This window comes from Streptomyces sp. ICBB 8177, assembly GCF_003144095.1.
Lineage (GTDB): Bacteria > Actinomycetota > Actinomycetes > Streptomycetales > Streptomycetaceae > Streptantibioticus_D.
In genome coordinates, this window is record NZ_NSKH01000003.1 from 278,516 (window position 1) to 304,318 (window position 25,803).

Sequence of the window (25,803 nt, forward strand, 5' to 3'; positions counted from 1 at the left end):
CTCCTGTGAACGCAGGGATGACCGCCCGGGGATGCCCGGGTGGCGAGGAGCGGTGGTGCGACGAGCGGGTTGTACGACGAGCCGTCGTGCGGGAAGTGCGGGAAGTGCGGTGAGTGCGCCGAGTGCGGTGTGCTGTCGCGCGGTGCCGTACGGCGCGCTGTCGTGCGGCGAGTGTGCTGCGGTGAGGGCCTTGCGCGCGGGGCGTGGGTGAGCGGGCCGGGGGTGCGTCCCGTCACCCGGAACAGTGGCTGTCGGCCACAGAGGCTAGATACCTGCGGGTAGCAAAACAAGAGTGATGCTCATGTTTTCTGCCTGGCACCCCTGAGCGCCCGGCGTCGGCGCCCCGAACGCCTCCGCCCGGCGCCCTCGGACGCCTCCGCCCGGCGGCCCCGGACGCCCCGCGCCGATATTCGGGCGACAGCCACGCCAGGCCGCTGTTAGCTTCGCGTCACATGGACCCCCTCGACGACCACGACCTGCGCTCGGCCTTCGTCAACTGCTCCAAGGGCGAGGCCCGCCGGATCAGCCTGCCGCGAGGGCTCGCCGAACTGCCCTGGGCCGACCTCGACTTCCTCGGCTGGCGCGACCCGGGCGCCCCGGACCGCGGCTACCTGGTCGCCCCGCGCGGCGGCGAGGTGGTCGGCGTGACGCTGCGGGTGCCGCAGGGCGGGCCGCGCAGCTTCGTCAAGACGACGATCTGCTCGCTGTGCCTGACCGGTCACCCCGGCTCCGGTGTCTCGCTGCTCGCCGCCCGCCGGGTGGGCGCGCGCGGGCGCGACGGCGACACGGTGGGCGCCTACATGTGCGCCGACCTCGCCTGCCCGCTGTACGTGCGCGGCAAGAAGGCCTCGGCCCTGGTCAGCCGCTACCGCGAGTCGCTGACCGTGCAGGAACGCGTCGACCGGATGCTGGCCAATCTCGACGAGTTCCTGGGCAAAGTCGTCGACGGGGGCTGAGGAGCCAGGGCATGCCCTTCGACCACAACGACCACTACCACCGGCTCGTGCTGCGGCAGGTGCCCGCGGGATGCCGACGCGCGCTCGACGTGGGGTGCGGTACGGGACGCCTCGCCCGGCGGATGGCGGCGCGGGGCATCGAGGTGGACGCGGTCGATCCGTCGCCGGAGGTGATCGCCCAGGCACGCCGAGCGGGCGGCGGGCCCGAATACCGGGTCGCGGACGTCACCGGCGAGGCGCTGCCGCGGGGGCACTACGACGCCGTCACCTGCCTGGCGAGCCTGCACCACATGCCGTTCGGCACGGTCACCGCGCTGCGCGAGGCACTGGCTCCCGGCGGGGTCCTGGTGGTGCTGGGCTGCTATCCGGAGCGCTCGCCCCTGGACCACGTCTGGAGCCTGGCCGCCGTCCCGGTCAACGCCGCGGCCCGTCTCGCGGTCGCGGCGAGTGAGCTGCGGCGTCCGGCCGCCGAGCGGACCCCGGGGGTGCGCGCGCCGGTGCGGACGCCCACGATGTCGTACGCCCAGACCCGCCGCGAGGCCGCCCGCCTGCTGCCCGGAGCACGCCTGCGCAGACTGCTGTTCTGGCGCTACCTGCTGGTCTACCGCGCGCCGCGCCCGGCCCCGCCCTCCGCCCCACGGCTCCCGGAGCGAGCGGGCTGACCGCAGACGACTACAGCAGTCCCAGGTCGCCCAGTTCCTTGTGCAGGTCCGCCCGGTCGCCGGACGGGGGCGTGCCTCGGGGCGGGACGATCGCGGCGCCCGTGCCGGTGCCGCCGGTCGCCGCGGGCACGGTGCGGCGGTCGCGGAAGAGCCACGCGCCGACCACGCCGCCGACCAGGCCGCCGAGGTGGGCCAGCCAGCTCACCCCGGGCGTCCCCGGCACCGCGATCGTGACCAGGTACGCGAAGGACGCCGCCATGACGACCCCGATCAGCGTGTCGATCAGGTGCCGGTCGAACAGCCCGCGCACCACCACGTAGCCGAAGTACCCGAAGATCAGGCCGCTCGCGCCCACCGTGTCGGTGCCGCCGCCCTGGAAGATCCACACCGCGAGCCCGCTGACCACCGCGACCAGCAGGCTCAGGCCCAGGAAGCGGACCACGCCCCGGTACGCGGCGAGGAAGCCGAAGACGAACAGCGGTCCCGAGTTGCTCTCGATGTGCGCCCAGCTCCAGTGCAGGAACGGCGCGGTCAGGATGTCCGGCAGCCGGCCCGCCTGCCCGGAGACGATGCCGTACTGCCGCGACAGCGCGTAGCCGTCGCCCCAGTTGGCGAGCTGGATCAGCCAGACGAGCGCCAGGAAGCCGAACATCGTGAAGAACGCCTTGCGCGCCTCCGCGACCATCAGCTCCGCGTCGACGACTCCGCCGCCCTCGGCGCCCGCACCCATTCCCCGCTCCTTCACCACGACACGTCCGGGAGATCCCCCGGTGCGAACTCTACGGACCAAAACGCAAGCTCACGCGGGCTGCCGCGGGACGCGGTCCAGATCGATGCCGAACCGGTCCCGGTACGCGGCCAGCAGCACGGCCTCGTCGCCGGGCAGTTCCTCCTCGCGGCGGCGGCCGTCCGCGTCCGTGGCCACGAGCCTGCGCCCGCTCAGCGTGATCCGGCCGCCGGACCCGGTGAGCCGGGTGCACACCGGGGAGCGGGTGAAGTGCGACGCCGGGGAGGTGCACTGCCACCAGCACGTCGGACCGAAGTCGCGCAGCTCGCGCGGGCGCGTCTCCAGGCGGTACTGCGGCACGCCGTCGCGCAGCACGTCCAGGTCGCCGTCCGGCGCCCGCGCGATCCGGAAGGTGCCGCGCGGGTCGGACTGCTCACCGCGTTCGTCCAGGCGCAGCGGGTACGCGCTGTGGTCGCCGAAGCCGACGTCCGCCAGCCACACCGTGCCGCCCGCGGCCTCCTCGACCCGCAGCGCGAGGTGGTCGAACGGCGGCCCGAAGCGGTCGTCCGCGCCCCGCACCCGCGCCGACAGCAGGCTGACCCGGTACCCGAGCGCGGCAAGCAGCAGGGCGAACGCCCCGTTCAGCTCGTAGCAGAAGCCGCCCCGGCGAGCACCGACGATCTTGTCGTACAGGGCGCCGGGTTCGAGGACGACGTCCTGCCCGAGGTGGATCGAGAGGTTCTCGAAGGGCACGGCGACCTGGTGCAGCCGGTGCAGCGCGGACAGCGACTCCCGGCGGGACGCTCCGACGCGCCGCAGGTAGCCGTCGGTCTGCTCGGGTGTGAGGGAGCGCATACCCCCAGTGTGGCCCGAGCGCGCCCGCGCCCGACGCGGAGCCGGTGCTCTGACGCGGAGCCGGTGCTCTGACGCGGAGCCGGTGCTCTGACGCGAAGCCGGTGCTCCGGCACCAGAGCCCACGCCCGGCGCCGGCGCGAAAGCCCGCGCCCTGACGTAAGAAGGCCACCCCCGAGGGGGTGGCCGTGACGTGCGCCGCCAGGGACTTGAACCCCGAACCCGCTGATTAAGAGTCAGCTGCTCTGCCAGTTGAGCTAGCGGCGCCCACCGATGCCGGAATCCTACCCGATGCCCTGGGCCGCCCGCGCCGCGTCCTCGCGGGCCAGCGCCCGCAGCGCGGTGCGCTGCACGAACCACAGCATCCACACGGTCAGCACCGCCATGCCCACCGCGAACGAGATGTGCTCGGCCGGAGTGTTCACCTGCGTGCCCAGCGCGCCCATCACGAAGTGGCTGCCGACCCGCAGCACGACCAGCGCGATGGCGACCTTCCGGGTGCCCTTGCTGCGCCACAGGCGGCGGGCGAGCTTGACCCTGCTGCTGAGCACCGTCGCGGTGAGGATCAGGTTGAGCAGCACGAGCGCGCCGAGGACGTACATCGCCTTCGGGTACGCCTTGACGATGTCGTAGGCCGACGCCAGGATCGCCTCGAAGCCGAAGAACCACACCGGAAGCGGCTTGATCTCCTCGGCGGAAGCGGTGCCGGCCGCCCCTGCGGGCGAGCCCGCTCGCGTGCTCTGGTCGATGGTCATGCGATCCGTGTCCCCTCGGAAGGTCCCGCGGCTGTTCCCCGTCCGGTGCCAGCACAACAACGCGGGCCGGAGCGCCGGTCGAGCGCCGCTCGAGCGGCCCGGCGCGCGAGGCGGACCCCGTCGCGACCAGCATCGATGTTCGAGCCCCTGTCGAGCCCCGGCGCGCAGCATGGACCCCGCACGCCGCCGCCACGACGAGAGCCCCTGACCGGGATCCCCACGGCGGCCGCCGCGTGCGACGGGAACGCAGAAACGGGGAGTTGAGGGGATGCCAACACCCACGAGCCTCACGCAAGCCCTGGTGACGCGCTTCGCCGACCGCCGGGACGCGCCGGCGCTGGTGCCGCTCGACACCGCGGGCGAGTCCGGCACCGCCGTCACCTACGGCGAACTCGACCTGCGCGCCAGGGCGCTGGCCGTACGGCTGGCCGGGCACGGGGCGGCGGGACGGCAGGTCATGCTCGCGCTGGACACCGGTGTGTCCTTCGCCGTGGCGCTGCTCGGCTGCCTGTACGCGGGCGCCGTCGCCGTGCCGGTGCCGCCGCCCGCGGTCTCCCGCGCGGCGTCCGAGCGCACGGCCGCGATCGTCGCGGAGGCCGCGGTGCACCTGGTGCTCACCGAGTCCGCCCACGCGCCGGACGTCTCACGGCAGTTGGCGCAGGCCGGACGGGGCGGCGTGGCCTGCCTCGCGGTGGACGGCGGCGCGCTCGCCGCCGACCGCGAGCTGATCGAGCGCACCGCGGCCGAGTGGCGGATGCCCGCGCTGGGCGGCGACGACCTCGCGATCATCCAGTACACCTCCGGCAGCACCGCCGCGCCCCGCGGCGTCATGGTCAGCCACGCCAACCTGCTGGCCACCATGGCCGCACTGCGTGACGCGCTCGGCACCGACGCCGGATCGCGGATCGGCGGCTGGCTGCCGTTCCACCACGACCTGGGCCTGGTGGGGGAGTTGCTGCACCCGCTGTGGCTGGGCGCCACCGTGGTGCTGATGCCGCCGCGGCTGTTCCTGGCCCGGCCCGGCCGCTGGCTGAAGGCGATCGACCGGTACGACGTCACGCATGTCGCCGCGCCGGACTCCGCGTACGCCCGCTGCGTGCGGGAGGTCACCGACGAGGAACTGGCCGCGCTCGACCTCTCGCGCCTGAAGCGGGCCGTCGACGCGGCGGAGCCGGTCGGCGCGGACAACCTGCGCGCGTTCACCGAGCGCTTCGCCGCCGCCGGACTGCGCCCCGGCACACTCACCCCCGGCTACGGACTCGCGGAGGCGACGCTGCTGGTCAGCGTGGGGCGCGGTGAGAGCCCCGCCGCGCTGCGCGGGGTGGAGGACGCGGAGCTGCGCCCGCCCGGCACGACCCGGCAGACGGTGGTCGCCTGCGGTCCGGCCGGCGGCGCCGAGGTCCGCGTCGTCGACCCGCGCACCTCGGCCGAGCTGCCGGACGGCGCCGTAGGGGAGCTGTGGGTGCGCGGCCCGGCGGTGGCCAGGGGCTACTGGGCGCGTCCCCTGGAGACCGCCGAGGCCTTCGGCAACGCGACCGCCTCCGGTGAGGGCGGCTTCCTGCGCACCGGTGACCTGGGCGCGGTCCACGACGGCGAGGTCTACGTCACCGGACGCATCAAGGACGTGCTGCTGGTCGCCGGGCGCTCCCTGCACCCGCAGGAGATCGAACGCCAACTGCCGCACTGCGGGACGCAGTTCGCGTCGGCGGCGGTGTTCGGGGTGGGCGAGGCGAACCGGCTGCTGGTCGTCGTGCAGGAGGTGCGGGCGATCGGCCGGGGCCGCGACGAGCTGGCGGACCTCGCGACGCGGGTGCGCGGGGTGCTGGCGCAGGAGTTCGGGGCGATCCCGGACGCGGTGCTGCTGGTGCGGCCCGGCACGGTCAGACGCACGACCAGCGGGAAGGTGCGCAGATCGGAGATGCGCGAGCTGTTCCTGCGCGGCGAACTGCGGCCGCTGTACGAGGAGTTGCAGGACCCGGTACGGGCGCTGAGCGCCGGCGGGGTGCCACGGCAGACGAGGGAGAGGGTGCCGGCGTGAACACGGGGACGACGGCGGTCGCGGACACCGGTGCGCCGGTCGGGTCGGACACCGGCGTCCGATCCGGCGCGCGGGTCGGGTCGGACGCCGGTACGACGACCGGCGCCGAGGCCGCGACGGACGTCGGCAAGGGCGTCGCGACAAACGTCATGGCGCGCGTCGCGCACCTGGAGCGGCGTTTCGGCGACCCCCGCGACCCCGGCAACCCGCTCGGCTTCCGCGCCCTGCTCGCCGCCGAGGAGCGGCAGGAACTGCCGGCCGAGGCCGAGGGACTGCTGACCGACGAGGGCTTCGGCGCCGAACTGGTGCCCGCGGCCCTCGGCGGGCGGCTGGTCCGCGCCGACACCCTCGCGCGCGTGCTGCGGCCGGTCTTCCGGCGGGACGTGGCGCTCGGCTTCGGCCACGGCATCACCTCGCTGTTCGCCGCCTCCGCGGTCTGGGTGGCCGGCTCGCCCGAGCAACAGCGGTCACTGGCACGGTTGTTGTGCGGCGGTGGGCGGGCCACCATCGTGCACCACTCCCTCGCGCACGGCAGCGGACTGCTGCGCGGCGAGGTGGGCGCCGAGCGGACGCGAGGAGGCTTCTCGCTCACCGGCCGCAAGGACATGGTGATCAACGCCCACCGCGCCGAGGCGCTGGTGGCCTACGCCCGCAATCTGCCCTCCACGCCCGGCGCGGGCAGCCACTCGGTGCTGCTGGTCGACCCCGACCGGCTGCCGCCCGGCGGCATGGAGACGCTGCCGCGCAAGCTGACGACCGGCATGCGCGGCTGCCACTTCGGCGGATACGCCTTCCACGACTGCGAGGTCGGACCCGAGGCGCTGGTCGGGTCCTACGGCGAGGGCGTGCGGCTGGCGCTGCGCACCTTCCAGCTCAACCGGTCGCTGATCCCCGCCGCCGTGATCGCCTCCGTCGACACCGTGCTGCGCACCGCCGTCGCCGCCGCGCTGGCCGGACGGCCCGGCGGACCCGAGGGGCGGCACCGGCCGCTGCTCGCCGGGGTCTTCGCCGACCTGCTGGCCGCCGACGCGATGGCGACGACCGCGTTGCGGGCCCTGCACCTGGTGCCGGACGGGGCGCATCTGGCGGCGGCCGAGGTCAAGTACCTCGTGCCCGACCTGCTCCGCGACGACCTGGAGGAACTGGCCACCGTGCTGGGCGCCTCCGGCTACCAGGGCGGGGACGGCGACGGGGATCGCGGCGCGCTGTCGAAACTGCTGCGCGACCTGCCGGCCGCGGGCCTCGGCCACGCCGGCACCGCCGCCTGCCAGGCCGTGGTCATCCCCCAACTCCCGCTGCTGGCACGGCGTTCCTGGTTCCGCGCCGCCGAACCGCCGGACGCGGTCTTCCGCCCCGGCGCCGGCCTGCCCGAGCTGGACCTGGCGGCGCTCGGCCTCGCGGGCGGGGACGACCTGCTGGCCGCCGGGCTCACCGCCACCGCCGCCCGGCTCCGCGACAGCGCCGTGCCGGGCGACGCGCCGGCCACGCTGAAGCGTTACGCGGACGCGTTCGTGCGCGAGTTGTGGGCGCTGCACGACCGCTGCCGGGAGCTGGAGGTGGGCGACCGCGCGGCGCTGTCGAACCCCGAGATGTGCGCGCTGGCCGACCGGCACGCGCTGATCTCCGCCGCCGGCGCGGTGCTGGCGACGTGGGAACGGCTCGCCACGGGGAACGCGGCAGGTGCGGACGGCGCAGGCGACGCGCGTGGCGAGGGAGGCGCGGCGGACGCGGGCGGCTTCCTCGCCGACCCCTCCTGGGCCGTGCTGGCGCTGCAACGACTCGGCGGCAGGCTGGGCCTGGCCCTGCCCGCGCCGCCCACCGGTTGTGTGGACCGGGTGCTGCACGAGGTGGTGGGACGTTTCCGTGCGGGGACCGCCTACGACCTCTACGCGGCTCCCCTTGCGGAAGGTGGTGGAACGTGAACGGCCGTCTGGCGCGGGACACGGGGCGTACGGCGTGGGCCGCGGACCGTACGACACTGGCCGAGCCGATCTCGATGCCCGGCATCGAGGGGCCGTGGAGCAAGGTGCGGCAGTCGGTCAGCTGGACCGGGCACGCCGTCGTGCACGCCTACTGGCAGGAGTGGCTGCCCGCGGCGCTCGCCGACCCCGAACTGCGCAACCTGCTCGGCAGCCGCGACTGGCAGCGCTTCAGCGGCCTGTCCGACCCCGAGGCGCGCTCCCGGTTCGCCGCCTCCCGGCTGATGGTGCGCTACGCGGCCGGGGCCGCGCTGCACGTGCCGCCGGACAGCGTGGAGCTGGCGTACAAGCCGGGCGGGCGGCCTTACCTGCGCGGCTGCGACCAGGTGGACGTCAGCCTCAGCCACACCAAGGACCTGATGGTCGTCGGCCTCAACCGGCGCGGCCGGATCGGCGTCGACACCGAACTCGCCGACCGCCGCATCCAGTACACGTCCGTGGAACGGCAGTTGTGCACCCCGGCCGAACGCGAGCTGCTTGCCGACCTGCCGGAACCGGCGCGCGAACGGGAACTGCTGCGGATCTGGACGCTGAAGGAGGCGTACACCAAGGCGCTCGGGCAGGGCATGCGGCTGGGCTTCAACCAGTTCGGCTTCGGCGCCGACGGCACCTCGCTGCTGACCCCCGACGGCCGCCAGGCGTCCCGGGGGGAGTGGTCGTTCGGCACGTTCTGGCTGCCGGACCGCTACCTGGTCAGCGTGGCCTGCCAGGACTCCGGCGCGGAGAGCGACGGGGACACCTCGGTGGACACCATGCTGGACGAGGGGTTCCTCGGCGAGGTCGTCGACCTGCTCAGCCGGTCGGAGCACAAGGGACAATGAGCGGGCCGGGACCAGGCCGACCCCGGCGGCCGGACCCCGGCACCACGCGCACCGCCACGCACAGCGCCTCGCACACCGCGGGAAAGCTTTGAGTTGGGTGCGTTGTCGCTCGTACGTCCATTCGTGAGGGTGATAATCGGGATCACGGCAACCGGCCAGACGGTAGGAACCTGCAATACGGGGGAAGCGTGATCCGGATCCTCATAGCCGAAGACATGCACATGCTGCGCAGAGCCCTGGTCGCGCTGCTGGACCTGGAGGACGACATCGAGATCGTGGCGGAGCTGTCCTCCGGCGCCGAGATCGTCCCCACCGCCCAGGCGCTGCGGCCCGACGTCGCCGTGCTCGACATCGACCTGCCCGGCACCGACGGCATCACCGCCGCGCAGGCCCTGCACTCCGCGCTGCCCGAGTGCCGCACCCTGATCCTCACCAGCCTCGGCCGCCCGGGCAACCTGCGCCGGGCCCTGGCCGCGCACGCCTCCGGCTTCCTGCTCAAGGACGCGGAACCCGACGCGCTCGCCGCCGCGATCCGCAAGGTGGCGGCCGGGGAACGGGTCATCGACCCGCAGCTGGCGCTGGCCGCGCTGGACACCGGGGGCTCGCCGCTGACCGAACGCGAACTGGAGGTGCTGCGGCTGGCGGCGGACGGCGAGGAGCCCTCCCAGATCGCCTCGCGCCTCTTCCTGTCCGCCGGGACCGTGCGCAACTACCTGACCACGGTGGTCACCAAGCTGAACGCGCGTAACCGGGTGGACGCGATCCGTATCGCGCGTGAGGCGGGCTGGCTCTAGCATCCCGGCCCCCGCACGCCGGCGTCTGCGCGCGGACACCGTCAGGCGCCCGCGGAGGCCGGTTCGGGCAGGGGTATTCGGGCGGTGAGGTGGAACCAGCCGTCCTCGTGGCGGGCGGTGAGGGTGCCGCCCAGGCGGCTGACGCGGGTGGTGAGGTTGCCGATGCCGCTGCCCTGGTCGGCGGGCGAGGGGGCGGCGGTCGCCGTTGACGCGCCGTCGTTGGCCAGCCGCAGCACGACCGCGTGGCCGGTGTGCGCGGTGCTGATGGCGCAGTGCTCGGCCTTGCTGTGCCGCAGGACGTTGGTGAGCCCCTCGCGCAGGACGGTGGCCAGGACGGTGTCGGTGTCCGCGGGCAGCGGGGTGTCGGTGACCTCGACGGTGGTGTGGATACCGGTGGCGGTGAGCATGCTGTGCGCGGCCTTGGCCTCGTCGGCCAGGCTCATCTGGCGGTAGCCGCGGGCGACGGTGCGCACGTCGGCGAGGGCCTGGCGGCTGGTGTGCAGGATCTCGGCCAGTTCGTGCTGGGCGCGGGTGGTGTCGCGGGGGACGAGGCGGTTGGCGAGTTCGCACTTGAGGGTGATGGTGGACAGGCTGTAGCCGAGCAGGTCGTGCAGGTCGCGGGCGAACCGCAGGCGTTCGGTGGTCACCGCGAGCCGCGTCAGCTCGGCGCGCGAGCGGTGCACCGTCTCCACCAGGTCGGTGAGGCGGGAAAGGCCGAAGACGATGAGGGAGTTGAGCAGGAACTCGACGGTCAGGTACACGATGTTCCAGCTGTCGCCGACCCGCAGCACGACCGCCAGATCGCCCGCGAACACGGCCGCGAACACCGGCCAGGCCACCCGTTGCGGCAGCACCAGCAGCGCCGACGCCGCGAGCAGCGGGATCATGCCGATCAGGTCCTGGCCGACCACGAGGACCGGCACGAACGCCAGCAGCGCCTGGGCCGCGAGCGTCGCGTACCGGGAACGGTCCGGCAGCCGCACGTGACGAGGGAAGGAGTGGCACAGCTGGAGGGCGAAGTTGGCGGCCAGCACCAGACAGCCGACGGCCAGCCGCCACGCGGAGTGCGCGTCCTTGACGAGGTAGGCGCAGTCGATCAGGCAGAAGCCGGTGACCAGAGCCGTGGTGGCTCCCACGGCCAGGCGTGAGGGCAGGTCGCCCGCCACCGCTCTCAGCGAATCGGACGCGCGCGTGCCGAACCGTACGACCTTCAATGCTCCCCCAGCGGTTGCAGGTCTGTTGGGCTGCCAGGCAGCCCACCGGAAATCTACCGGAGCGCCGGAATAAGGGAAGAGGCGGCCGATCGGCCGGTTGTCCGTGTTCCGTCAGCTCCGGAGGTGACGGGTCTCCTCGCCGGCCTCGACGCCCTCGACCAGGCCGACTCCCGCGAGGTAGGCCGTGACGGCGTCCACCGCGCGTTCCGGGACGCGGGCGCGCGGCAGCGTCAGCAGACCGGCCGGGTCGTGCACCGCCCGGGTGTCCAGCCGCCCCAGCAGGCGGAACGCCTCGGGCCGGTGGAACTCCACCCGGTACGGCACACCGGGTGCCTCAAGCGCCGCCCAGCCGTCCTCGTAGCGCACGACCGCGGACTCGATCAGCCGGGCGCGCCCCGGATCAGGACACGGCTGGGGTGCGAAGCGGGCGCCGGGCAGCAACGGCACGACCGACAACAGGGGTTCGGCGCCCAGCGCGAGGGTGCGCACCGTGACCGAACTCAACTGCGCGAGCTCCGCCAGCAGGGCGCGGGCGTCGTCGCCGACCGCGTCCGACGGCGTGTCGTACCGGGGGAAGTCGTCGACGACGTTGCGCAGCGAGACCGACCCGAGGAGCATCCTGCGGACCGCCTCGCGCAGCAGACCGCTCGGACGGGGAACGCGCAGTTCCCCGTCCGGGGTCCTGACCACGAGCGGGCCCTCGGGGCCCGCGCCGGACTCCGTGTGGGTGTCCTCGCGCAGCGACCAGTACTCCGACAGCTCGGGGGCCGCCAGGCTGTTGATCGTCATGGAAACCGTCCTCGGGGGGAGTGGTCGGTCGCATGGGCGCGTGGGCGCGGTCACAGGAAGAGCGGAACCGGGTTGAGGTCCTCGTAGCGGGTGGGGCGGGTGAGCCTGCCGAGCGCCACGGGGACGTCGAACAGCCGGCCCGGCGCGAAGCGCGGCCAGTGCGGGCGCAGGCCCGGCACGACGACCTTCACGACCGGCAGACCCACGTCGGGCCGGGTCTGGTCCAGCACCAGCAGTTCCAAGCCCCGTTCGGTCAGCAGCCGTTGTGCGGCGCTGATGTCGTCCCGCAGATCGGCCCCGGGGGTGTAGGGGTGATCGTCGGGCCGGGTCGCCGGCAGTGCGGGATCCGGCACGGCGTACGGCTGGTTGTTGATGGTCGCCTCCCGCATCCACTCCAGGACCCTCGGGTCCCGCACGCCGTAGCCGGTGCCGTCGGCCTGCGCCTGGAGCACGTTCGGCAGCAGCTGGTTCAGCTCGGTCAGCGCCCGGCGCAGCGCGATCCTCGGGTCGAAGTGCGCGCCGAAGCCGAACATGATGTCCTGCGCGGGCTTGTCGACCCGGCGGGAGACCGCGGCGAAGACCGGGATGCCGAAGTCCGAGGTCAGGTCGAGGGCCCACACCTCACGCAGCAACGAGGCGTGCACCCGGCGCAGTTCGGTGTTCCACTCGTCGGCGAAGGCGTCGAGGTCCACCCCCGGCTGCCGGGTGCGGTTGTACCACCACAGCGCCACCGCGTCCCGCTCCACCAGCTCCAGGAAGCCCTGGAGCACCGCGTCCTCCAGGCTCCCGCCGGCCGCGTTGCCGTTGGAGTGGCCCATGCAGTACGCGGCGCCGCGCGGCTGCGGCACGTTGTAGTAGAGGAACGCGGTCGGCAGCAGCTTGTGCCTGCCCTCGGTGAGCGACCAGACCGGCGTCCAGTCGATCGCCGCCTCCTCGTCGAACGGGTCGCACACCTGCGAGGCGGGCGCGTGCTCGGCGTTCCACCGCTCGCGGCCCGCGAACTGCCGCTCGTCGTACAGCTGCACGGCGTCCGGGTGGATCGCCCGGTCGGCCAGCGCGCGGTAACTGCCGCGCACGACCGGCTCGTCGCCCTGGAAGTAGCCCGAGTGCCGCTCCAGCGCCTCGGCCAGCGCGCCGGTGCGGGCCTGCTCCGGTGTGGTGCCCTTGCCGCCGCTGGTGCTGCGCAGGCAGGCGCGCACCGCGCCGATGCCCCGCGGGTCGGCGACCGGGTTCAGGCCCGCGTGGAAGGAGTTGAGGAACTCCGGCCCCCGCTGGTCCCGCCGGATCTCCTTGACCAGGCCGGTGACCGGGTCGAGCAGATGGCCGTAGGCCTCCGTCAACTGCGCCGGGGTGAGCGCCCGGTGACCGCCCCCGGCCGTGTCGTTCTTCAGCCGCGAGCCGAGCACCACCGGCGCCGTGACCCGGGCGGCGACCAGACCGGGATCGCCGCACACCTCGCACTGCGGGCGGCGCTGCACCGGGTGGTGGCCGCCCTGGAGGGTCAGGCTGTCCAGACACCACAGCTGGTGCTGACCGGGGTGGCGGTGCCCCGCCAGCCACTTGGCCGCCTCCAGCGCGGCCAGTTGCAGCCCCGCCTGCCGGGTAGCCGGCAGCCCGAAGGCCGTACGCGGCAGGGGGCCGTCGCGGTCAAGGCAGCGCTGCACGTGTGCCTCGACCTGCCGGCCACGCCACAACCGGTCCGCCAGGCAGGCCCAGCAGGCGCGTTCTGCGAGGCCGAAGAACGGCCCGACCCACAGGTGGGTGCCGTCGATCGTCACCGGCAGCCAGGGCCGGCCCGCCGCGCGGTGCGCGGCGTCGATCTCCTTCAGCTCGGGGTTGAGGTAGTCGTCGCAGAGCACCACCGTCAGGTCGGCGTTGTCCGCGAGGCGGGGCGGTGGCGTGCGCAGCCCGGCCGCGGCCAGGGACTGCTGGAGCGAGGTGAGAGCGGTTCCCCCCACCGACATCGCGTGCACGGAACTCGTGGCGCGTGCCGTGGTGGCGTCGGTGCCGTCCAGACCGGCGGCCTCCCAGTAGGCGTGCTCGGCGGCTGCCTCGCATGCCAGAGAAGCGTTCGGGCGGGCGGAGACCAGTCCGGCCTCGGTGAGCCGGGCTATGAGCCGGGCGATCTGTTGTGCGGACAAGACGCCGGACGCGTCCGCGATGACCTCTTGCAGGCATCGGGTGCCGTCCAGCAGCGGGGCGAGCCGTGCGATCTGCTCGCCGTGAAGCGCGGTGACGCGTTGGTCGGAGAGCACGTACACGGCTTCGCCGGGTACCTGCTCCACGCGCAGATGCGGTCGAAATCCCAGCAGCGCGCTGCTGCTGTCCCCCGGGACCGCCATGGGTCAGGCGGCTGTTCTGCCGTCGGCAACCTGGTCGGTCACCAGGTAAGTGGTTCCGCACGTGGCGCAGATGGTGGCGCAGTCGCGATCCAGGTCGATCGTCAGTTCCTCGATGAACAGTTCGTCGTAACGGACCGTGGTGCCCGTGGGCGTGGCGTTCATGTCGTCTCCCGTGTGAACCGTGTTGGGTGGATCACCAACTCGCTCGCGAGGCGGCTGACTTGCGGTGGCGCCGCCCTTGAGGTGACACCGAGTCTGCTGAAACCGGCCCGGTGGTCACCAGTGCCGCGCTCATGAGGCGCACGTGAAAATCTCATGCCTCGGACCAGTGGAAACGCACGCCCGCTTCAGGAGTACGGCACTGTCGGCGCGGGGCAGCCGGATGGGACCTTCGTAACGCTCGAAAAGCCCGTACCGAACCGATCGGAGCATCGGGCAGACCATGCCACGGAGGAAGCAATGGACATCAAGGTCCTGGGGCCCCTGAGCGCGGAAACGGGCGGCGTGTCGATCGTCCCGACCGCGGGGAAGCCCCGTCAGATCCTTGCGCTGCTGGCCGTCTACGCCAACCAGGTGCTGCCGGTACCGACGCTGATGGAGGAGATCTGGGGCTCCCAGATGCCCCGCAGCGCGCTCACCACGTTGCAGACCTACATCCTTCAGCTGCGCCGCCGCCTCACCACCGCGCTGGGGCCCGACGCGCTCTACGGGAGCAAGGACGTGCTGGTCACCCGGCACGGCGGCTACCTGCTCCAGGTCCAGCCCGGCGCCGTCGACGTGCACGAGTACGACCGGCTGGTGGCCGAGGGCCGCAAGGCCGGCGACGAGGGCGACGCCGCGACCGCCGCCCGGCTCTACCGCGAGGCGCTGGGCCTGTGGCGCGGTCCCGCGCTGGTGGACGTCAAGGTGGGGCCGATGCTGGAGATCGAGCTGGTCCGGCTGGAGGAGAGCCGGCTCGGTGTACTGGAACGCCGCATCGACGCGGAACTGATGCTCGGTCAGCACACCGAACTCGTCAGTGAGTTGACGTCCCTGACGAAGCGGCACCCGCTGCACGAGGGGCTGCACGCGCAGTGCATGGCCGCGCTCTACCGCTCCGGCCGCCAGTGGCAGGCGCTCGAGGTCTACCAGGCGCTGCGGGGGCGCCTGGTGGACGAACTCGGGCTCGAGCCCTCCCCGCGGCTGCAACGCCTGCACCAGGCCGTGCTGTCCGGCGATCCGGCCCTGGAGTTCGCCCAGGAGCAGCGGCGTCCCGTGCTCGACCTGTTCGCCGCCTGACCCCGCGCCCGGTGCCCCCCACCCGGACGCCTCCCCGGCCCCCCGACCGTCCCGACTCCCCCCACCCTCTCCAACCCGCGCCGCCACTGGCCCCGCTCAGCCCGTTTGAGCGGGGCCTCGGCTTGACTCCATCCGGTCTCCACCGCCGGCCCGCACAGTGTGCGACGCGAAACGCTCACCAGCCCGTGCAGTCGATTCAGGGGGTTTCACCGTGCCCGTCATAGACCTGTCGTCTCCGGTCGACGCGTCCGGCTGGGAGCCGGATCCGATCGTCCACGAGATCATGACGCCCGCCGAGGGCGCCCGTCACATGGCCGAGGAGATGAAGACCCACTTCGGTCTCGACTTCGACCCGGCCGACCTGCCGGGCGGTGAACTGCTCTCCCTGGACACCCTCACGCTCACCAGCCACACCGGCACCCACGTCGACGCGCCCTCGCACTACGGCTCCAAGGGCGACTACGGCACACCCCGGCACATCGACCAGATGCCGCTGGACTGGTTCTGGCGGCCGGGCGTGGTGCTGGACGTGCGGGACGTCGGGATCGGCGTCATCACCCGGGCTCGGGTGGAGAAGGCGCTCGCCGACATCGGCTACCAGCCGAATCCGCTGGACATCGTCATCCTGCACACCGGGGCCTCCCAGCACGTCGGCACCCCCCGGTACTTCACCGACTTCGCCGGGCTCGACGGGCCCGCCACCGACTTCCTGCTGGACCTCGGCGTGCGGGTGATCGGCACCGACGCGTGGAGCCTGGACGCGCCGTTCACCGACATGATCCGCCGCTACCAGGAGACCGGCGACCGCTCGGTGCTGTGGCCCGCGCACTTCGCCGGCCGCCGTCGCGAGTACTGCCAGGTGGAGCGGCTGGCCAACCTCGACGCCCTGCCGGAGCCGTTCGGCTTCCAGGTGGCGTGCTTCCCGGTGAAGATCGCGGGCGCGGGCGCGGGCTGGACCCGGGCCGTGGCCCTGGTGAACGAGTGACCGGCGGCGCGGGGGAGGGCGTCAGACCCTGGCTGTTCTGCTTCCACCACGCGGGCGCGGGCGTGTCCTGCTTCGCGCCCTGGCAGAACGTCTTGGGGGACGCCGCCGAGGTGGTGCCCGTGCTGCTGCCCGGCCGGGAGACGAGGGTGCGCGAGGCCCGCATCACCGACCCCGAGCAACTCCTCGTAGAACTGGACGAGTTGATCGGACCGCTGCTGGACCGCCCGTACCTGCTGTACGGGCACAGCCTCGGCGGCCTGGTCGCCTACACCTTCGCCCGGCACCGCGAACGGCTGGGCGAGCGCGGCCCGTCGCTGGTGTCGGTCGGCGCCGTGCAGCCGCCGCACCTGCGCTCGCCGGTGCTGCGCGGGGTGGACCTGCCCGACCTGGAGCTGCTGCGGCTGCTGGTGTCGTACGACACCCTGCCGCCGGAGGCCGCGGACGGCGGGCACGTGTGGGAGCGCAGGGTGCTGCCGGCGCTGCGGGACGACCTGCGGCTCGCCGAGGCGCTGTGCGAGATCGAGCACTCGCCGCTGAGCGCGCCGCTGCTGGCGCTGGCCTCGCGGGAGGACCCGATCGCGCCCCTGGCCGGGATGGCCGAGTGGGCGGACTACGCGCCGGGCGGCTTCGAACTGCGCACGGTGACCGGTTCGCACTTCTTCGTACGGGGCAAGGCGGCGCCGCTGGCGCTGCGGGACGCCGCCCTTGACCTGCGGTGCGAGCAACCCGGTGGCCTCTGGCCCGAGTTGAGCGCACTTCGAGAGGGGGGAGTGACAGTCGTGAGCACGAGATCGACGAGCAGAGAGGTGATGTGGCCGTGAAGACAACCAATACCCGGGCCCTGGCGGCGCGGGCGGCACGGCCCTCGGGGAGGCAGCGATGAGCCGGCGGGTGGTCATCACCGGCATCGGCGTGGTGGCTCCCGGCGGGGTGGGGACCAAGGACTTCTGGTCGCTGCTCACCGAGGGACGCACCGCGACCCGGGCCATCTCGCTCTTCGACGCCTCCTCGTTCCGGTCCAGGATCGCCGCCGAGGCGGACTTCGACCCGGCCAAGGAGGGCCTGACCCCGCAGGAGATCCGGCGCCTGGACCGCGCGGCGCAGTTCGCCGTGGTCAGTGCGCGCGAAGCGGTCGCCGACAGCGGTCTGGACACCTCCGCCCTCGACCCGTTCCGCACCGGTGTCACCATCGGCAGCGCGGTCGGCGCCACCATGGGCCTGGACAGCGAGTACGCGGTGGTCAGCAACGGCGGCCAGGACTGGGTGGTGGACCACCACTACGCGGTGCCGCAGCTGTTCGACTACTTCGTGCCCGCCTCGTTCGCCAAGGAGGTCGCCTGGACGGTCGGCGCCCAGGGCCCGACCGCGGTGGTCTCCACCGGCTGCACCTCCGGCCTGGACTCGGTCGGCCACGCGGTCGAGCTGATCCGCGAGGGCAGCGCCGACACCATGATCGCCGGAGCGACCGAGGCGCCGATCTCGCCGGTGTCGGTGGCCTGCTTCGACGCCATCAAGGCCACCTCGCCGCGCAACGACGACCCGGAGCACGCCTCCCGGCCGTTCGACAAGACCCGCAACGGCTTCGTGCTCGGCGAGGGCTCCGCCGTCTTCGTGCTGGAGGAACTGGAGCAGGCCCGCCGCCGCGGCGCGCACATCTACGCGGAGATCGGCGGCTTCGCCTCCCGCAGCAACGCCTACCACATGACGGGCCTGCGCCCCGACGGCGCCGAGATGGCCGAGGCCATCCGGGTCGCGCTGGACGAGGCACGTCTCGACGCCACCGCCGTGGACTACATCAACGCGCACGGCTCCGGCACCAAGCAGAACGACCGCCACGAGACGGCCGCGTTCAAGCGCAGCCTCGGCGACCACGCGTACGCCACCCCGGTCAGCTCCATCAAGTCGATGATCGGGCACTCACTGGGCGCCATCGGCTCCCTGGAGGTGGCGGCCTGCGCGCTGGCCATCGAGCACGGTGTCGTGCCGCCGACCGCCAACCTGCACGAGCCGGACCCGGAGTGCGACTTGGACTACACGCCGCTGACCGCCCGCGAGAAGACCATCGACACCGTGCTCACCGTGGGCAGCGGCTTCGGCGGCTTCCAGAGCGCGATGGTGCTCAACCGGCCGGAACGGAGGGCCGCCTGATGACCACCCCCGTGCTGGAACGTTCCGCCGGGTCCCCGCAGCGGTCCAGGACCGCGCTGTTCACCGGTATCGGCGTCGCCGCCCCCAACGGGCTGGGCACCGAGGCATGGTGGGCCGCGACCCTGGCCGGCACCAACGGCATCGACCGCGTCACCCGCTTCGACCCCAGCAGCTACCCGGCGCAACTCGCCGGTGAGGTGCCCGGGTTCGCCGCCGAGGAGCACATCCCCAGCCGCCTGCTGCCGCAGACCGACCACATGACGCGGCTCGCGCTGTACGCGGCGAAGGAGGCCATCGACGACGCGGGCGTCGACCCGGCGCAGCTGCCGGAGTTCGCCGCGGGCGTGGTCACCGCCAGCTCGGCCGGCGGCTTCGAGTTCGGCCAGCGCGAGCTGGAGGCGCTGTGGAGCAAGGGCGGGCAGTACGTCAGCGCCTACCAGTCCTTCGCCTGGTTCTACGCCGTCAACTCCGGCCAGATCTCCATCCGGCACGGCATGCGCGGCCCCTCCGGCGTCCTGGTCACCGAGCAGGCCGGCGGCCTCGACGCGGTCGCCCAGGCCCGCCGCCAGCTGCGCAAGGGCTCCCGCCTGATCGTCACCGGCGGCGTGGACGGCGCGATCTGCCCCTGGGGCTGGACCGCGCAGCTCGCCGGCGCCCGGCTCAGCCCGGTCAACGAACCGGACAGCGCCTTCGTGCCGTTCGACGTGCGCGCCAGCGGCTACGTGCCCGGCGAGGGCGGCGCGATCCTCATCCTGGAGGACGCCGACGAGGCCCGCGAACGCGGCGCCCGCGTCTACGGACGCCTCGCCGGATACGCCGCGACCTTCGACCCGAAGCCCGGCACCGGCGGCGAGCCCGGCCTGCGCCGCGCCGCGGAACTCGCCCTGGCCGAGGCCGGAGTGGGCGCGGCGGACGTGGACGTGGTGTTCGCCGACGGCTCCGGCGTGGAGGAGCTGGACCGCCAGGAGGCCAACGCCATCAGCGGCCTGTTCGGCCCGCGCGGTGTGCCGGTCACCGTGCCGAAGACGATGACGGGACGCCTCTACGCGGGAGGCGCGGCGCTCGACCTGGCCGCGGCCCTGCTGTCCATCCGCGACGGGCTGATCCCGCCCACCGTCAACGTCGAGCGGCAGGCCGAGGGCGTCGACCTCGACCTGGTCACCGCCGTGCGGCCGCACCCGGTGCGCACCGCGCTGGTGCTGGCCCGCGGCAACGGCGGCTTCAACGCCGCGGCCGTCGTCACCGCCGGCTGACCCACCCCCGCTCCCCCCTGTCACACCACTGTGTTCCGCCCTGCCGAACGTATACGAAAGGTGTTTGCCATGACCCTGTCCGAACTGACCAACCTGCTGCGTGAGTGCGCCGGTGAGGCCGAAGGCGTGGACCTGGACGGCGACGTCCTGGACACCCCGCTGGCCGACCTCGGCTACGACTCCCTCGCGGTGCTCCAGACCACCGGCCGCATCGAGCGGGACTACGACATCCGGCTGTCGGACGACACGGTGGCCGAGGCGACCACGCCGCGGCTGCTGCTGGACTTCATCAACGAGAGCCTGGCGCAGTCCCAGCAGGCCGCCTGATCCACCGGGCGGATCGCGGTGCGACGGCCGCCGGTACCGGGAGACCGGTGCCGGCGGCCGTCGCATGTCCCGGCTCCCCGTGACCGATGACCCCAACGCCTGCACACCCTCAACGCCTCTACGAGAGAGGGGAGTCGACCATGCGCGTACTGCTCGTGGTGGCCCCGGTACGAACCCACCTGCTCCCCATCGTCCCGCTCGCCTGGGCCCTCCAGGCCGCCGGGCACCAGGTCCTGCTGTGCGGGGAGCCGTCGACCGTGGAGACCGCGCGCGGCGCCGGGCTGCACACCGCCGAGGTGGCGGTACGTCCCGGTCCCGCCGGACCTCCCAAGCCGTCCGGCAAGCCGGCGAACGGTGCGTCCCCGTCGAACGGCTCGCCCGGATGGCAGCCGGACTGGGACGCGCTCGCGGCGCGCTGGCAGGCCCGCGTCGGGCGGGTGCTCGACGGCTACCTGGCGCTGGCCCGCGAGTGGCGGCCGGACCTGATCATCTCGGACCCGGTGGAGTTCTCCGGGCCCATCGTCGCGGGCGCGCTCGGCATCCCGGCCGTCGTCCACCGCTGGGGGCCCGACGTGCTGACCACGCAGGCCCGCGAACCGGCCCGCCGGGCGCTCAAGTCGCTGGCACAGCAGGCGGGTTCGGACGAGGGGCTGCCCGACCCGGCGCTGCTGCTCGACCCCTGTCCGCCCAGTATGCGGCCCGAGGGCGCCGCGCCCGGCGAGCCGGTGCGCTTCGTGCCGTACAACGGGCCGGGCGGCTACCCCGACTGGCGGCCGAGCGGCGACGGCGAGCGCGTCGTCTGCGTCTCCTACAGCCCGCGTACCGTCGACGAGCTGGGCGTGGGCGGACTGGCGGCGCTGGCCGAGGCCTTCGGTCGCATGGACGGGGTCCGCGCGCTGTTCACCCTCAGCGAGGCGCACGCCGAACTGCTCGGGCCGGTGCCGGGCAACGTCGAGGTGGTCGCGCCCGCGCCGCTGTCGCTGCTGCTGGACCGCTGCGCGGCCGTCGTCCACCACGGCGGCTCGGGCACCGGGCTGACCGCGCTGGCGATGGGCCTGCCGCAGCTGGTGCTTCCGCAGGCACTGCCCGCGCTGGACGTCTACGCCGAGCGCGTCACCGCCAGCGGATCGGGCTTCGCGGTGGACCACGGCGACCAGGACGACCCGGCGCGGCTGCGCACCGCGCTGGACACCCTGCTCGGCGACCCGCGCTACGCGAAGGACGCGCTGCGCTGCGCCGACGAGGTACGGGCCATGCCGCTGCCGTCCCAGCTGGTGCCGCGCCTTGAGGAGGTGGCGGGCGCCCGCTCCTGAAGCGGGAACGACACAGCGGTGCCGCCGTCCCCTCCTCGCGGCGGAGGGCCGGCGGCACCGTCGTGTCGCGGGCGGCCGTGGGTCAGATCCGCCCGACCGCCTCCAGGTTGCCGTCCTCGCGCCAGCGCACCAGCTCCCCGGTGCGCACCATCCGGGTGCCCGGGGCGCCGTACGGGTCGGCGACGAAGCGCTCGGCGGTCAGCGAGGGGTCGCCCAGGTAGCCGCGGGCCAGTCCGGCGCCCGCCACGTACAACTCGCCCACCACGCCCACCGGGACGGGCTGCAACGCGCCGTCGAGCACGTAGACGCGGGTGCGGGGGAAGGGCCGGCCGATCGGCAGCACGCCCTCGGGGGTCGGCTCGCCGGGGTCGAGCCGGTAGCCCAGGCAGTCCACCGTGCCCTCGGTCAGCCGGTGCGAGTAGACCACCGCCACGCCCGGGTGCCGCTCCCGCCACCGGGCCAGCGCCGCGCCGTCCACCGGGCCGCCGCCCAGCATCAGCAGCCCGCTCGGCGCTGCGGCCGGCGAGCCGAGGGCGTCCGGGGTGGTCTTGAGGAAGGTCAGCGGCGCGCTGCCGAGGGCGCGCGGTGCGTCCGGCTCCAGCGGTCCGACGCGCACCTGGCCGCCGCAGACCAGCGGGCCGAGCAGCGCGGTGACCGACAGGTCGTCGGCGACCGGCAGGTGCAGCAGGGTCGCGCCCCGCAGCTGCGGGTAGCGCACCTGGCACCACGCGAGGTGGTCGACGAGCGAGCGGTGCTCGACCACCACGCCCTTTGCGCCCTCCGCGTCCCGGTACAGCACGTACGCCGCGTCCCGGGGCCCCGGGGCGGTCAACTGGCCGCGGTTGTTGCGTGGTTCGCGCGCGCCGACCTGGCCCCTGCCGTCCAGCACGAGCCGCGCCGGCCCGGGCAGCGCCGCCACCGCGTCCTCGTGCGCCGCCGTGGTGACCGTCAGCGCGGCGCGGCTGTCGGCCAGCCGGAACGCCAGCCGGTCGGCGGTCAGCCCGAGGTCCAGCGGCAGGAAGGCGGCGCCCGTCTTGAGCACCGCCAGCACCGTCACCGCCAGCTCCGCCGAGGCGGGCAGAGCCACCGCCACCACCTGCCCCGGCCTGACCCCGCGCGCCGCGAGCACACCGGCCAACCGGTCGGAGCGCACGTCGAGTTGGCGGTACGTCAGGACGGCGTCGGCGGCGCAGACCGCGACGGCGTCCGGGGTGCGGCGCTCCTGGGCCGCGATCATGCCGGGCACGGTGTGGCGGGGGGCAGGGCGGGCCGCGCCCGCGAACTCGACCAGGACCCGGCGGCGTTCGTCCGCGCTCAGCAGGTCCAGCCGCCCGATCGCGGTGTCCGGCGCGGCCAGCACCATGGTGTCGAGGAAGTCGACGAAACGCCGCTGGTGCGCGGCGAGTTGCTCGGCGTCGTAGAGCGGGTTGGCCTGGAAGTCGATGCGCACGCCCGCGCCGTCCGGGTCCTCGTACGCGACGACCGCGAGGTCGGGCACCGGACCCGCCCCGGTCAGGTTGTGGGCGACGGTCACCACCGGGCCGAACAGCCTGCGGTCCACCGACACCTGGCGCACCAGCTCCGCGACGGTCGTCTCCGGGCCGAGGTCGAGCCGCAGCGGCAGCACGTCGCCGGTCAGCGCGTGCGGGCCGCGCCCCGGTGCCGCGCGCCGGGTGGCCGGATCACGCCGGGTGGCCACCGCCAGGCCGAGCGTCAGCGCCCGTTCCCCGGTGAGCCGGTGCAGGTACGCGGCGACGGCGGCCATCGCGAGCGCGGGCCAGTCCACCGTCAGGTCGCGGGCCGCCGCGCGCAGTCGCTCGGTGCGGCGCACGACGAGCGCGTCGGCCGCCGCGTCGTCGTCCGCCACCGTGTGCCGGCCGAACCGGGCGCGGATCACCCCGGTCGGCGCGGCCGTCAACGGGCGCAGGGCACCCTGGACATCGGTCATGCCGGTCAACTCCCCCTTACGGGCGCTGCGACGTGTTCGGATGCGTTGGCGCCAGCGTCACGTATCCGGCTGGAAGGGCTTCGGAGGCGGGCTGGAGCCGTCGGTTTCACGCCAGGACCGGGCGCCCGGTCGGCTGCGGGGGGCTCGTGCGTGTCGGCGCCCGGTCGGTCCTGCCGCGAGAGCGCTTCGCGAGTCCGCCGGGGGCCTGGCGTGCGGGGGGCCTCCGCGAGGCCTCGTGCGCGGGGGTGTGCGCCGGTCCAACGCCGCGAGAGCGCCACTCGACCGGGCCCCGACACGCTGGAGGTCCACGCTGGCGCCCCTGCGCCCGATCGCCCCCCGACCACCCGGAGGCACCCGATGACCAATCCCTTCGCCAACCCGTCCGGCTTCTACCTGGTGCTCGCCAACGCCGAGCAGGAGCACTGCCTGTGGCCCGCCTTCGCCGCCGTGCCGGCCGGCTGGACCGTGAAGCTTCAGGCCTCCTCCCGGCAGCAGTGCCTGGACTACGTGGAAGCGCACTGGGCGGCGATGCGCGCGCCGCAGAACGGGCCGCTCGCCGCCTGACCACTCGTACGCCCCCCGCCCGCACACGTCAGGGCCGCCCGGCAGTGCCTCGCCGGGCGGCCCTGGTGCGCGCGGGCGGTGACGTCACGCCGCCACGCGCACCGCCTCGGGACCGCCCAGCGCGATCCGCTCCAGCAGGCCCACGGTCGCGGCGGGCGACGGCTGCGCCGCGATCTCGGCGCGTAGCGCGGCGGCGGCCTCGGCGAAGGCGGGCTCGGTCACCAGCCGGTCGACGCAGGCGCCGATGACCTCGGGGTCGTCCTGGTCCGCGAAGTCGGGGATCAGGCCCGCGCCGAAGTCCGCGACGCGTTCACCGATCTCGGCGGTCACCGGTATCCGCGGCAGCACCAGCTGCGGCGTCCCGACCGCGGCGGCCGTGAGACCCGTGCCCGAGCCGCCGTGGTGGACGACGGCCGCGCAGGTGGGCAGCAGGGCGTTCATGGGCACCGACTCGGCCACCCGCACCCCGGACGGCAGCCCGCCGAGGTTCCCTGCCTGCCCGGGGCCGACCGCGAGCACCACCTCGACGTCCCGCGCGACCAGCGCGCGCAGTGTACGGCCGACCATCTCCGGCAGCTCACCGGGACGCACCTTGGTGCTGGAGATCCCGGAGGTCACGCACACCCGCGCCGAGCGCCCCCGCTCATGCACCCAACCGGGCACCAGACCGGGCCCGTTGAACGGCGTGTAGCGCATCGCGAAGCGCTTCGTCGGCAGCGGGTCAGGCAGCCGCATCGACGGCGGGCTCGGGTCCAGCCAGCCCACCGGACCGGCCTGCGGATCGGCGCCGAAGCGCTCGAAGAGCCGCGTGTAACTCTCCAGCGGCGCGCCTCGCAGCCCGGTCAGCTCCACCCGCATCACCGTGGCGCTGCCCCAGGTGTGCCCCAGCGCCGGCACCCCGGTCGCGGCGGCGGCCACCGGACCGGCGAAGGTCAGGTTGTCGTGCACCACGACGTCCGGCCGCCAGAAGCGGGCGAACGCCACCAGGTCGTCCGACATCGCCTCGGCCACGGTGACCTGCTTGTCGCCGAGGGCGGCGAGCACGGCGCGCTGCCCGTCGTCCAGGTTCTCCGGGTGCGCCGCCCAGTGCCTCGGCCAGCGGCCCGGCTCCCGCCAGGGGGCGAGGTCGGCACGCTGCTTGATCTGCTGGACGGCCACGTCGTGGCCCACGGCGACGCCGACGAGACCGGCCCGCGAGACCGCGGGGACGATGGACGGCGGCGCCGCGATCCGCACCTCGTGCCCGGCCGTGCGGGCGGCCCAGGCGAGCGGGATCAGGCTGTAGAGGTGGGCGGGTTCCGCCCAGGTCGTGAACAACACACGCATGGGATGCCTCCGTAGGATCTCGTACGGGCCCGCCGGCGGCCCCGCGGGGCCGCCGAACGCAACACGGCAGCGCCTCGGGCGGGGGAGTCCCGGGGCACTGCCGTGGTCCTTGGGGCCCGGCCGCGGCGCCGGATCAGGTCGTCGCGCGTGACGCGGCGCCGGATCAGGCGGTCGCGGGCGATGTGCGGCGCCGGATCAGGGGCCGCGAGCGATGCGGTGCCGGATCAGGCGGTCGCGGGTGCCGTGGCGTCAGATCAGGTCGTCGCGGGTGATGAGGCGGTGCTTGACCAGCCACTCGCCACCCTCGTACACCAGCTCGTCCTCACACGTGGTGCTGGCCTTCACGTACGCCTGGCCGCCGTGCGGGGTCTCGAAGACCAGCGCGTAGCAGCGGGCGAACACCGAACCGCCCTCCTGGCGCTCGACGTTGACCATGCCGAGCCAGTGGCGGCGCTGGATGCGGCGCTCGTTGTAGTCGGCGACGACCTGCCCGGCGACCTTCGCTATCGCCTCACGGCCGACGGTGGGCTCCGGGTGGGCGTTGGCGGCGAAGACGCCGTCGGCGGTGAAGGTCTGCGCCCACTCCTCGACCCGGCCGCTGTCGAGCAGCTGCATCTGGCGCGCGTAGTACTGCTGCACCTGCTGGTACAGCTCCGCCGAGCCGATGGCCGGTGCTTCCTGCGTCACGGTCATGGTGGTCCTCTCCTGCCTCACGGGTGGTCCGGGAATGTC

24 protein-coding genes and 1 tRNA gene are annotated in these 25,803 nt (G+C 73.9%); 14 read left to right on the plus strand and 11 right to left on the minus strand.

Going from position 1 to position 25,803, the window contains the following annotated elements:
* Positions 1–452 precede the first annotated feature (452 nt).
* Positions 453–956: an FBP domain-containing protein gene (locus tag CK485_RS04170; protein ID WP_109447025.1), complete on the plus strand. Its 504-nt coding sequence runs from the start codon at positions 453–455 to the stop codon at positions 954–956.
* Positions 957–967: 11 nt separating this feature from the next.
* The gene (locus CK485_RS04175; RefSeq protein ID WP_109447027.1) at positions 968–1,618 is read left to right on the plus strand and encodes a class I SAM-dependent methyltransferase; all 651 of its coding nucleotides are present in this window, start codon (positions 968–970) and stop codon (positions 1,616–1,618) included.
* Positions 1,619–1,628: 10 nt separating this feature from the next.
* On the opposite strand, the gene CK485_RS04180 is transcribed toward CK485_RS04175, so the two are convergent.
* The 4 genes from CK485_RS04180 to CK485_RS04195 all read right to left on the minus strand — a co-directional run bounded on the left by CK485_RS04180 (position 1,629) and on the right by CK485_RS04195 (position 3,952).
* Positions 1,629–2,348, minus strand: coding sequence for a rhomboid family intramembrane serine protease (locus CK485_RS04180; protein WP_109447029.1), 720 nt, complete (start codon positions 2,346–2,348; stop codon positions 1,629–1,631).
* Positions 2,349–2,417: 69 nt separating this feature from the next.
* Entirely contained in the window at positions 2,418–3,200 is a 783-nt protein-coding gene (locus CK485_RS04185) for an arylamine N-acetyltransferase (protein ID WP_109447031.1), read from the minus strand.
* A 191-nt stretch (positions 3,201–3,391) separates the two neighbouring features.
* A tRNA-Lys gene (locus CK485_RS04190) sits at positions 3,392–3,464 on the minus strand.
* Positions 3,465–3,481: 17 nt separating this feature from the next.
* On the minus strand, positions 3,482–3,952 hold the full coding sequence (locus CK485_RS04195) for a hypothetical protein (protein ID WP_241968118.1): 471 nt from the start codon (positions 3,950–3,952) through the stop codon (positions 3,482–3,484).
* A gap of 268 nt (positions 3,953–4,220) precedes the next feature.
* Between CK485_RS04195 and CK485_RS04200 the strand changes: the two genes are divergently transcribed.
* The 4 genes from CK485_RS04200 (at position 4,221) to CK485_RS04215 (ending at position 9,584) form a co-directional block, all read left to right on the plus strand.
* A complete protein-coding gene (locus CK485_RS04200) occupies positions 4,221–5,990 on the plus strand; it encodes a fatty acyl-AMP ligase (protein ID WP_109447033.1) in 1,770 nt (589 codons plus the stop codon).
* Positions 5,987–7,912, plus strand: a complete 1,926-nt coding sequence (locus CK485_RS04205; protein WP_109447035.1) for an acyl-CoA dehydrogenase family protein — start codon at positions 5,987–5,989, stop codon at positions 7,910–7,912. Before CK485_RS04200 ends, CK485_RS04205 begins: the two co-directional genes overlap by 4 nt.
* The gene (locus CK485_RS04210; RefSeq protein ID WP_241968119.1) at positions 7,909–8,790 is read left to right on the plus strand and encodes a 4'-phosphopantetheinyl transferase superfamily protein; all 882 of its coding nucleotides are present in this window, start codon (positions 7,909–7,911) and stop codon (positions 8,788–8,790) included. The genes CK485_RS04205 and CK485_RS04210 overlap by 4 nt, the downstream gene beginning before the upstream one ends.
* 188 nt (positions 8,791–8,978) lie before the next feature.
* Positions 8,979–9,584, plus strand: coding sequence for a response regulator transcription factor (locus CK485_RS04215; protein ID WP_109447037.1), 606 nt, complete (start codon positions 8,979–8,981; stop codon positions 9,582–9,584).
* Between the two features lie 41 nt (positions 9,585–9,625).
* Here CK485_RS04215 and CK485_RS04220 read toward each other — a convergent pair whose 3' ends face one another.
* The 4 genes from CK485_RS04220 to CK485_RS28665 form a co-directional block, all read right to left on the minus strand.
* Positions 9,626–10,750 (minus strand): histidine kinase, encoded by a 1,125-nt coding sequence (locus CK485_RS04220; protein ID WP_146214482.1) that lies wholly within the window; start codon positions 10,748–10,750, stop codon positions 9,626–9,628.
* Between the two features lie 159 nt (positions 10,751–10,909).
* Positions 10,910–11,587, minus strand: coding sequence for a hypothetical protein (locus tag CK485_RS04225; protein WP_109447041.1), 678 nt, complete (start codon positions 11,585–11,587; stop codon positions 10,910–10,912).
* Positions 11,588–11,637: 50 nt separating this feature from the next.
* Positions 11,638–13,929 (minus strand): TOMM precursor leader peptide-binding protein, encoded by a 2,292-nt coding sequence (locus tag CK485_RS04230; protein WP_109447043.1) that lies wholly within the window; start codon positions 13,927–13,929, stop codon positions 11,638–11,640.
* A 3-nt stretch (positions 13,930–13,932) separates the two neighbouring features.
* Entirely contained in the window at positions 13,933–14,091 is a 159-nt protein-coding gene (locus CK485_RS28665; RefSeq protein ID WP_158288152.1) for a hypothetical protein, read from the minus strand.
* Between the two features lie 297 nt (positions 14,092–14,388).
* On the opposite strand from CK485_RS28665, the gene CK485_RS04235 reads away from it, so the two are divergent.
* From CK485_RS04235 to CK485_RS04265, 7 genes are all read left to right on the plus strand, one after another.
* Positions 14,389–15,207: an AfsR/SARP family transcriptional regulator gene (locus CK485_RS04235; protein ID WP_109447045.1), complete on the plus strand. Its 819-nt coding sequence runs from the start codon at positions 14,389–14,391 to the stop codon at positions 15,205–15,207.
* Between the two features lie 211 nt (positions 15,208–15,418).
* The gene (locus CK485_RS04240) at positions 15,419–16,192 is read left to right on the plus strand and encodes a cyclase family protein (RefSeq protein ID WP_109447047.1); all 774 of its coding nucleotides are present in this window, start codon (positions 15,419–15,421) and stop codon (positions 16,190–16,192) included.
* The gene (locus CK485_RS04245) at positions 16,189–17,013 is read left to right on the plus strand and encodes a thioesterase domain-containing protein (protein ID WP_158288153.1); all 825 of its coding nucleotides are present in this window, start codon (positions 16,189–16,191) and stop codon (positions 17,011–17,013) included. Before CK485_RS04240 ends, CK485_RS04245 begins: the two co-directional genes overlap by 4 nt.
* A 58-nt stretch (positions 17,014–17,071) precedes the next feature.
* Complete coding sequence (locus tag CK485_RS04250; RefSeq protein WP_109447051.1) at positions 17,072–18,340, plus strand: beta-ketoacyl-[acyl-carrier-protein] synthase family protein; 1,269 nt, start codon at positions 17,072–17,074, stop codon at positions 18,338–18,340.
* Entirely contained in the window at positions 18,340–19,593 is a 1,254-nt protein-coding gene (locus tag CK485_RS04255; protein WP_109447053.1) for a ketosynthase chain-length factor, read from the plus strand. The genes CK485_RS04250 and CK485_RS04255 overlap by 1 nt, the downstream gene beginning before the upstream one ends.
* 69 nt (positions 19,594–19,662) lie before the next feature.
* Entirely contained in the window at positions 19,663–19,920 is a 258-nt protein-coding gene (locus tag CK485_RS04260; protein WP_109447055.1) for an acyl carrier protein, read from the plus strand.
* Between the two features lie 140 nt (positions 19,921–20,060).
* Entirely contained in the window at positions 20,061–21,233 is a 1,173-nt protein-coding gene (locus CK485_RS04265; RefSeq protein ID WP_158288154.1) for a nucleotide disphospho-sugar-binding domain-containing protein, read from the plus strand.
* An 82-nt stretch (positions 21,234–21,315) separates the two neighbouring features.
* Here CK485_RS04265 and CK485_RS04270 read toward each other — a convergent pair whose 3' ends face one another.
* Entirely contained in the window at positions 21,316–23,181 is a 1,866-nt protein-coding gene (locus CK485_RS04270) for an AMP-binding protein (RefSeq protein WP_109447059.1), read from the minus strand.
* Positions 23,182–23,538: 357 nt separating this feature from the next.
* Between CK485_RS04270 and CK485_RS04275 the strand changes: the two genes are divergently transcribed.
* Complete coding sequence (locus tag CK485_RS04275; RefSeq protein WP_109447061.1) at positions 23,539–23,745, plus strand: MbtH family protein; 207 nt, start codon at positions 23,539–23,541, stop codon at positions 23,743–23,745.
* A gap of 84 nt (positions 23,746–23,829) precedes the next feature.
* Here CK485_RS04275 and CK485_RS04280 read toward each other — a convergent pair whose 3' ends face one another.
* Together CK485_RS04280 and CK485_RS04285 are read right to left on the minus strand one after the other, a co-directional pair.
* The gene (locus CK485_RS04280) at positions 23,830–25,071 is read right to left on the minus strand and encodes a nucleotide disphospho-sugar-binding domain-containing protein (protein ID WP_109447063.1); all 1,242 of its coding nucleotides are present in this window, start codon (positions 25,069–25,071) and stop codon (positions 23,830–23,832) included.
* Positions 25,072–25,320: 249 nt separating this feature from the next.
* Positions 25,321–25,764, minus strand: a complete 444-nt coding sequence (locus tag CK485_RS04285; protein WP_109447065.1) for a nuclear transport factor 2 family protein — start codon at positions 25,762–25,764, stop codon at positions 25,321–25,323.
* Positions 25,765–25,803: the final 39 nt, after the last annotated feature.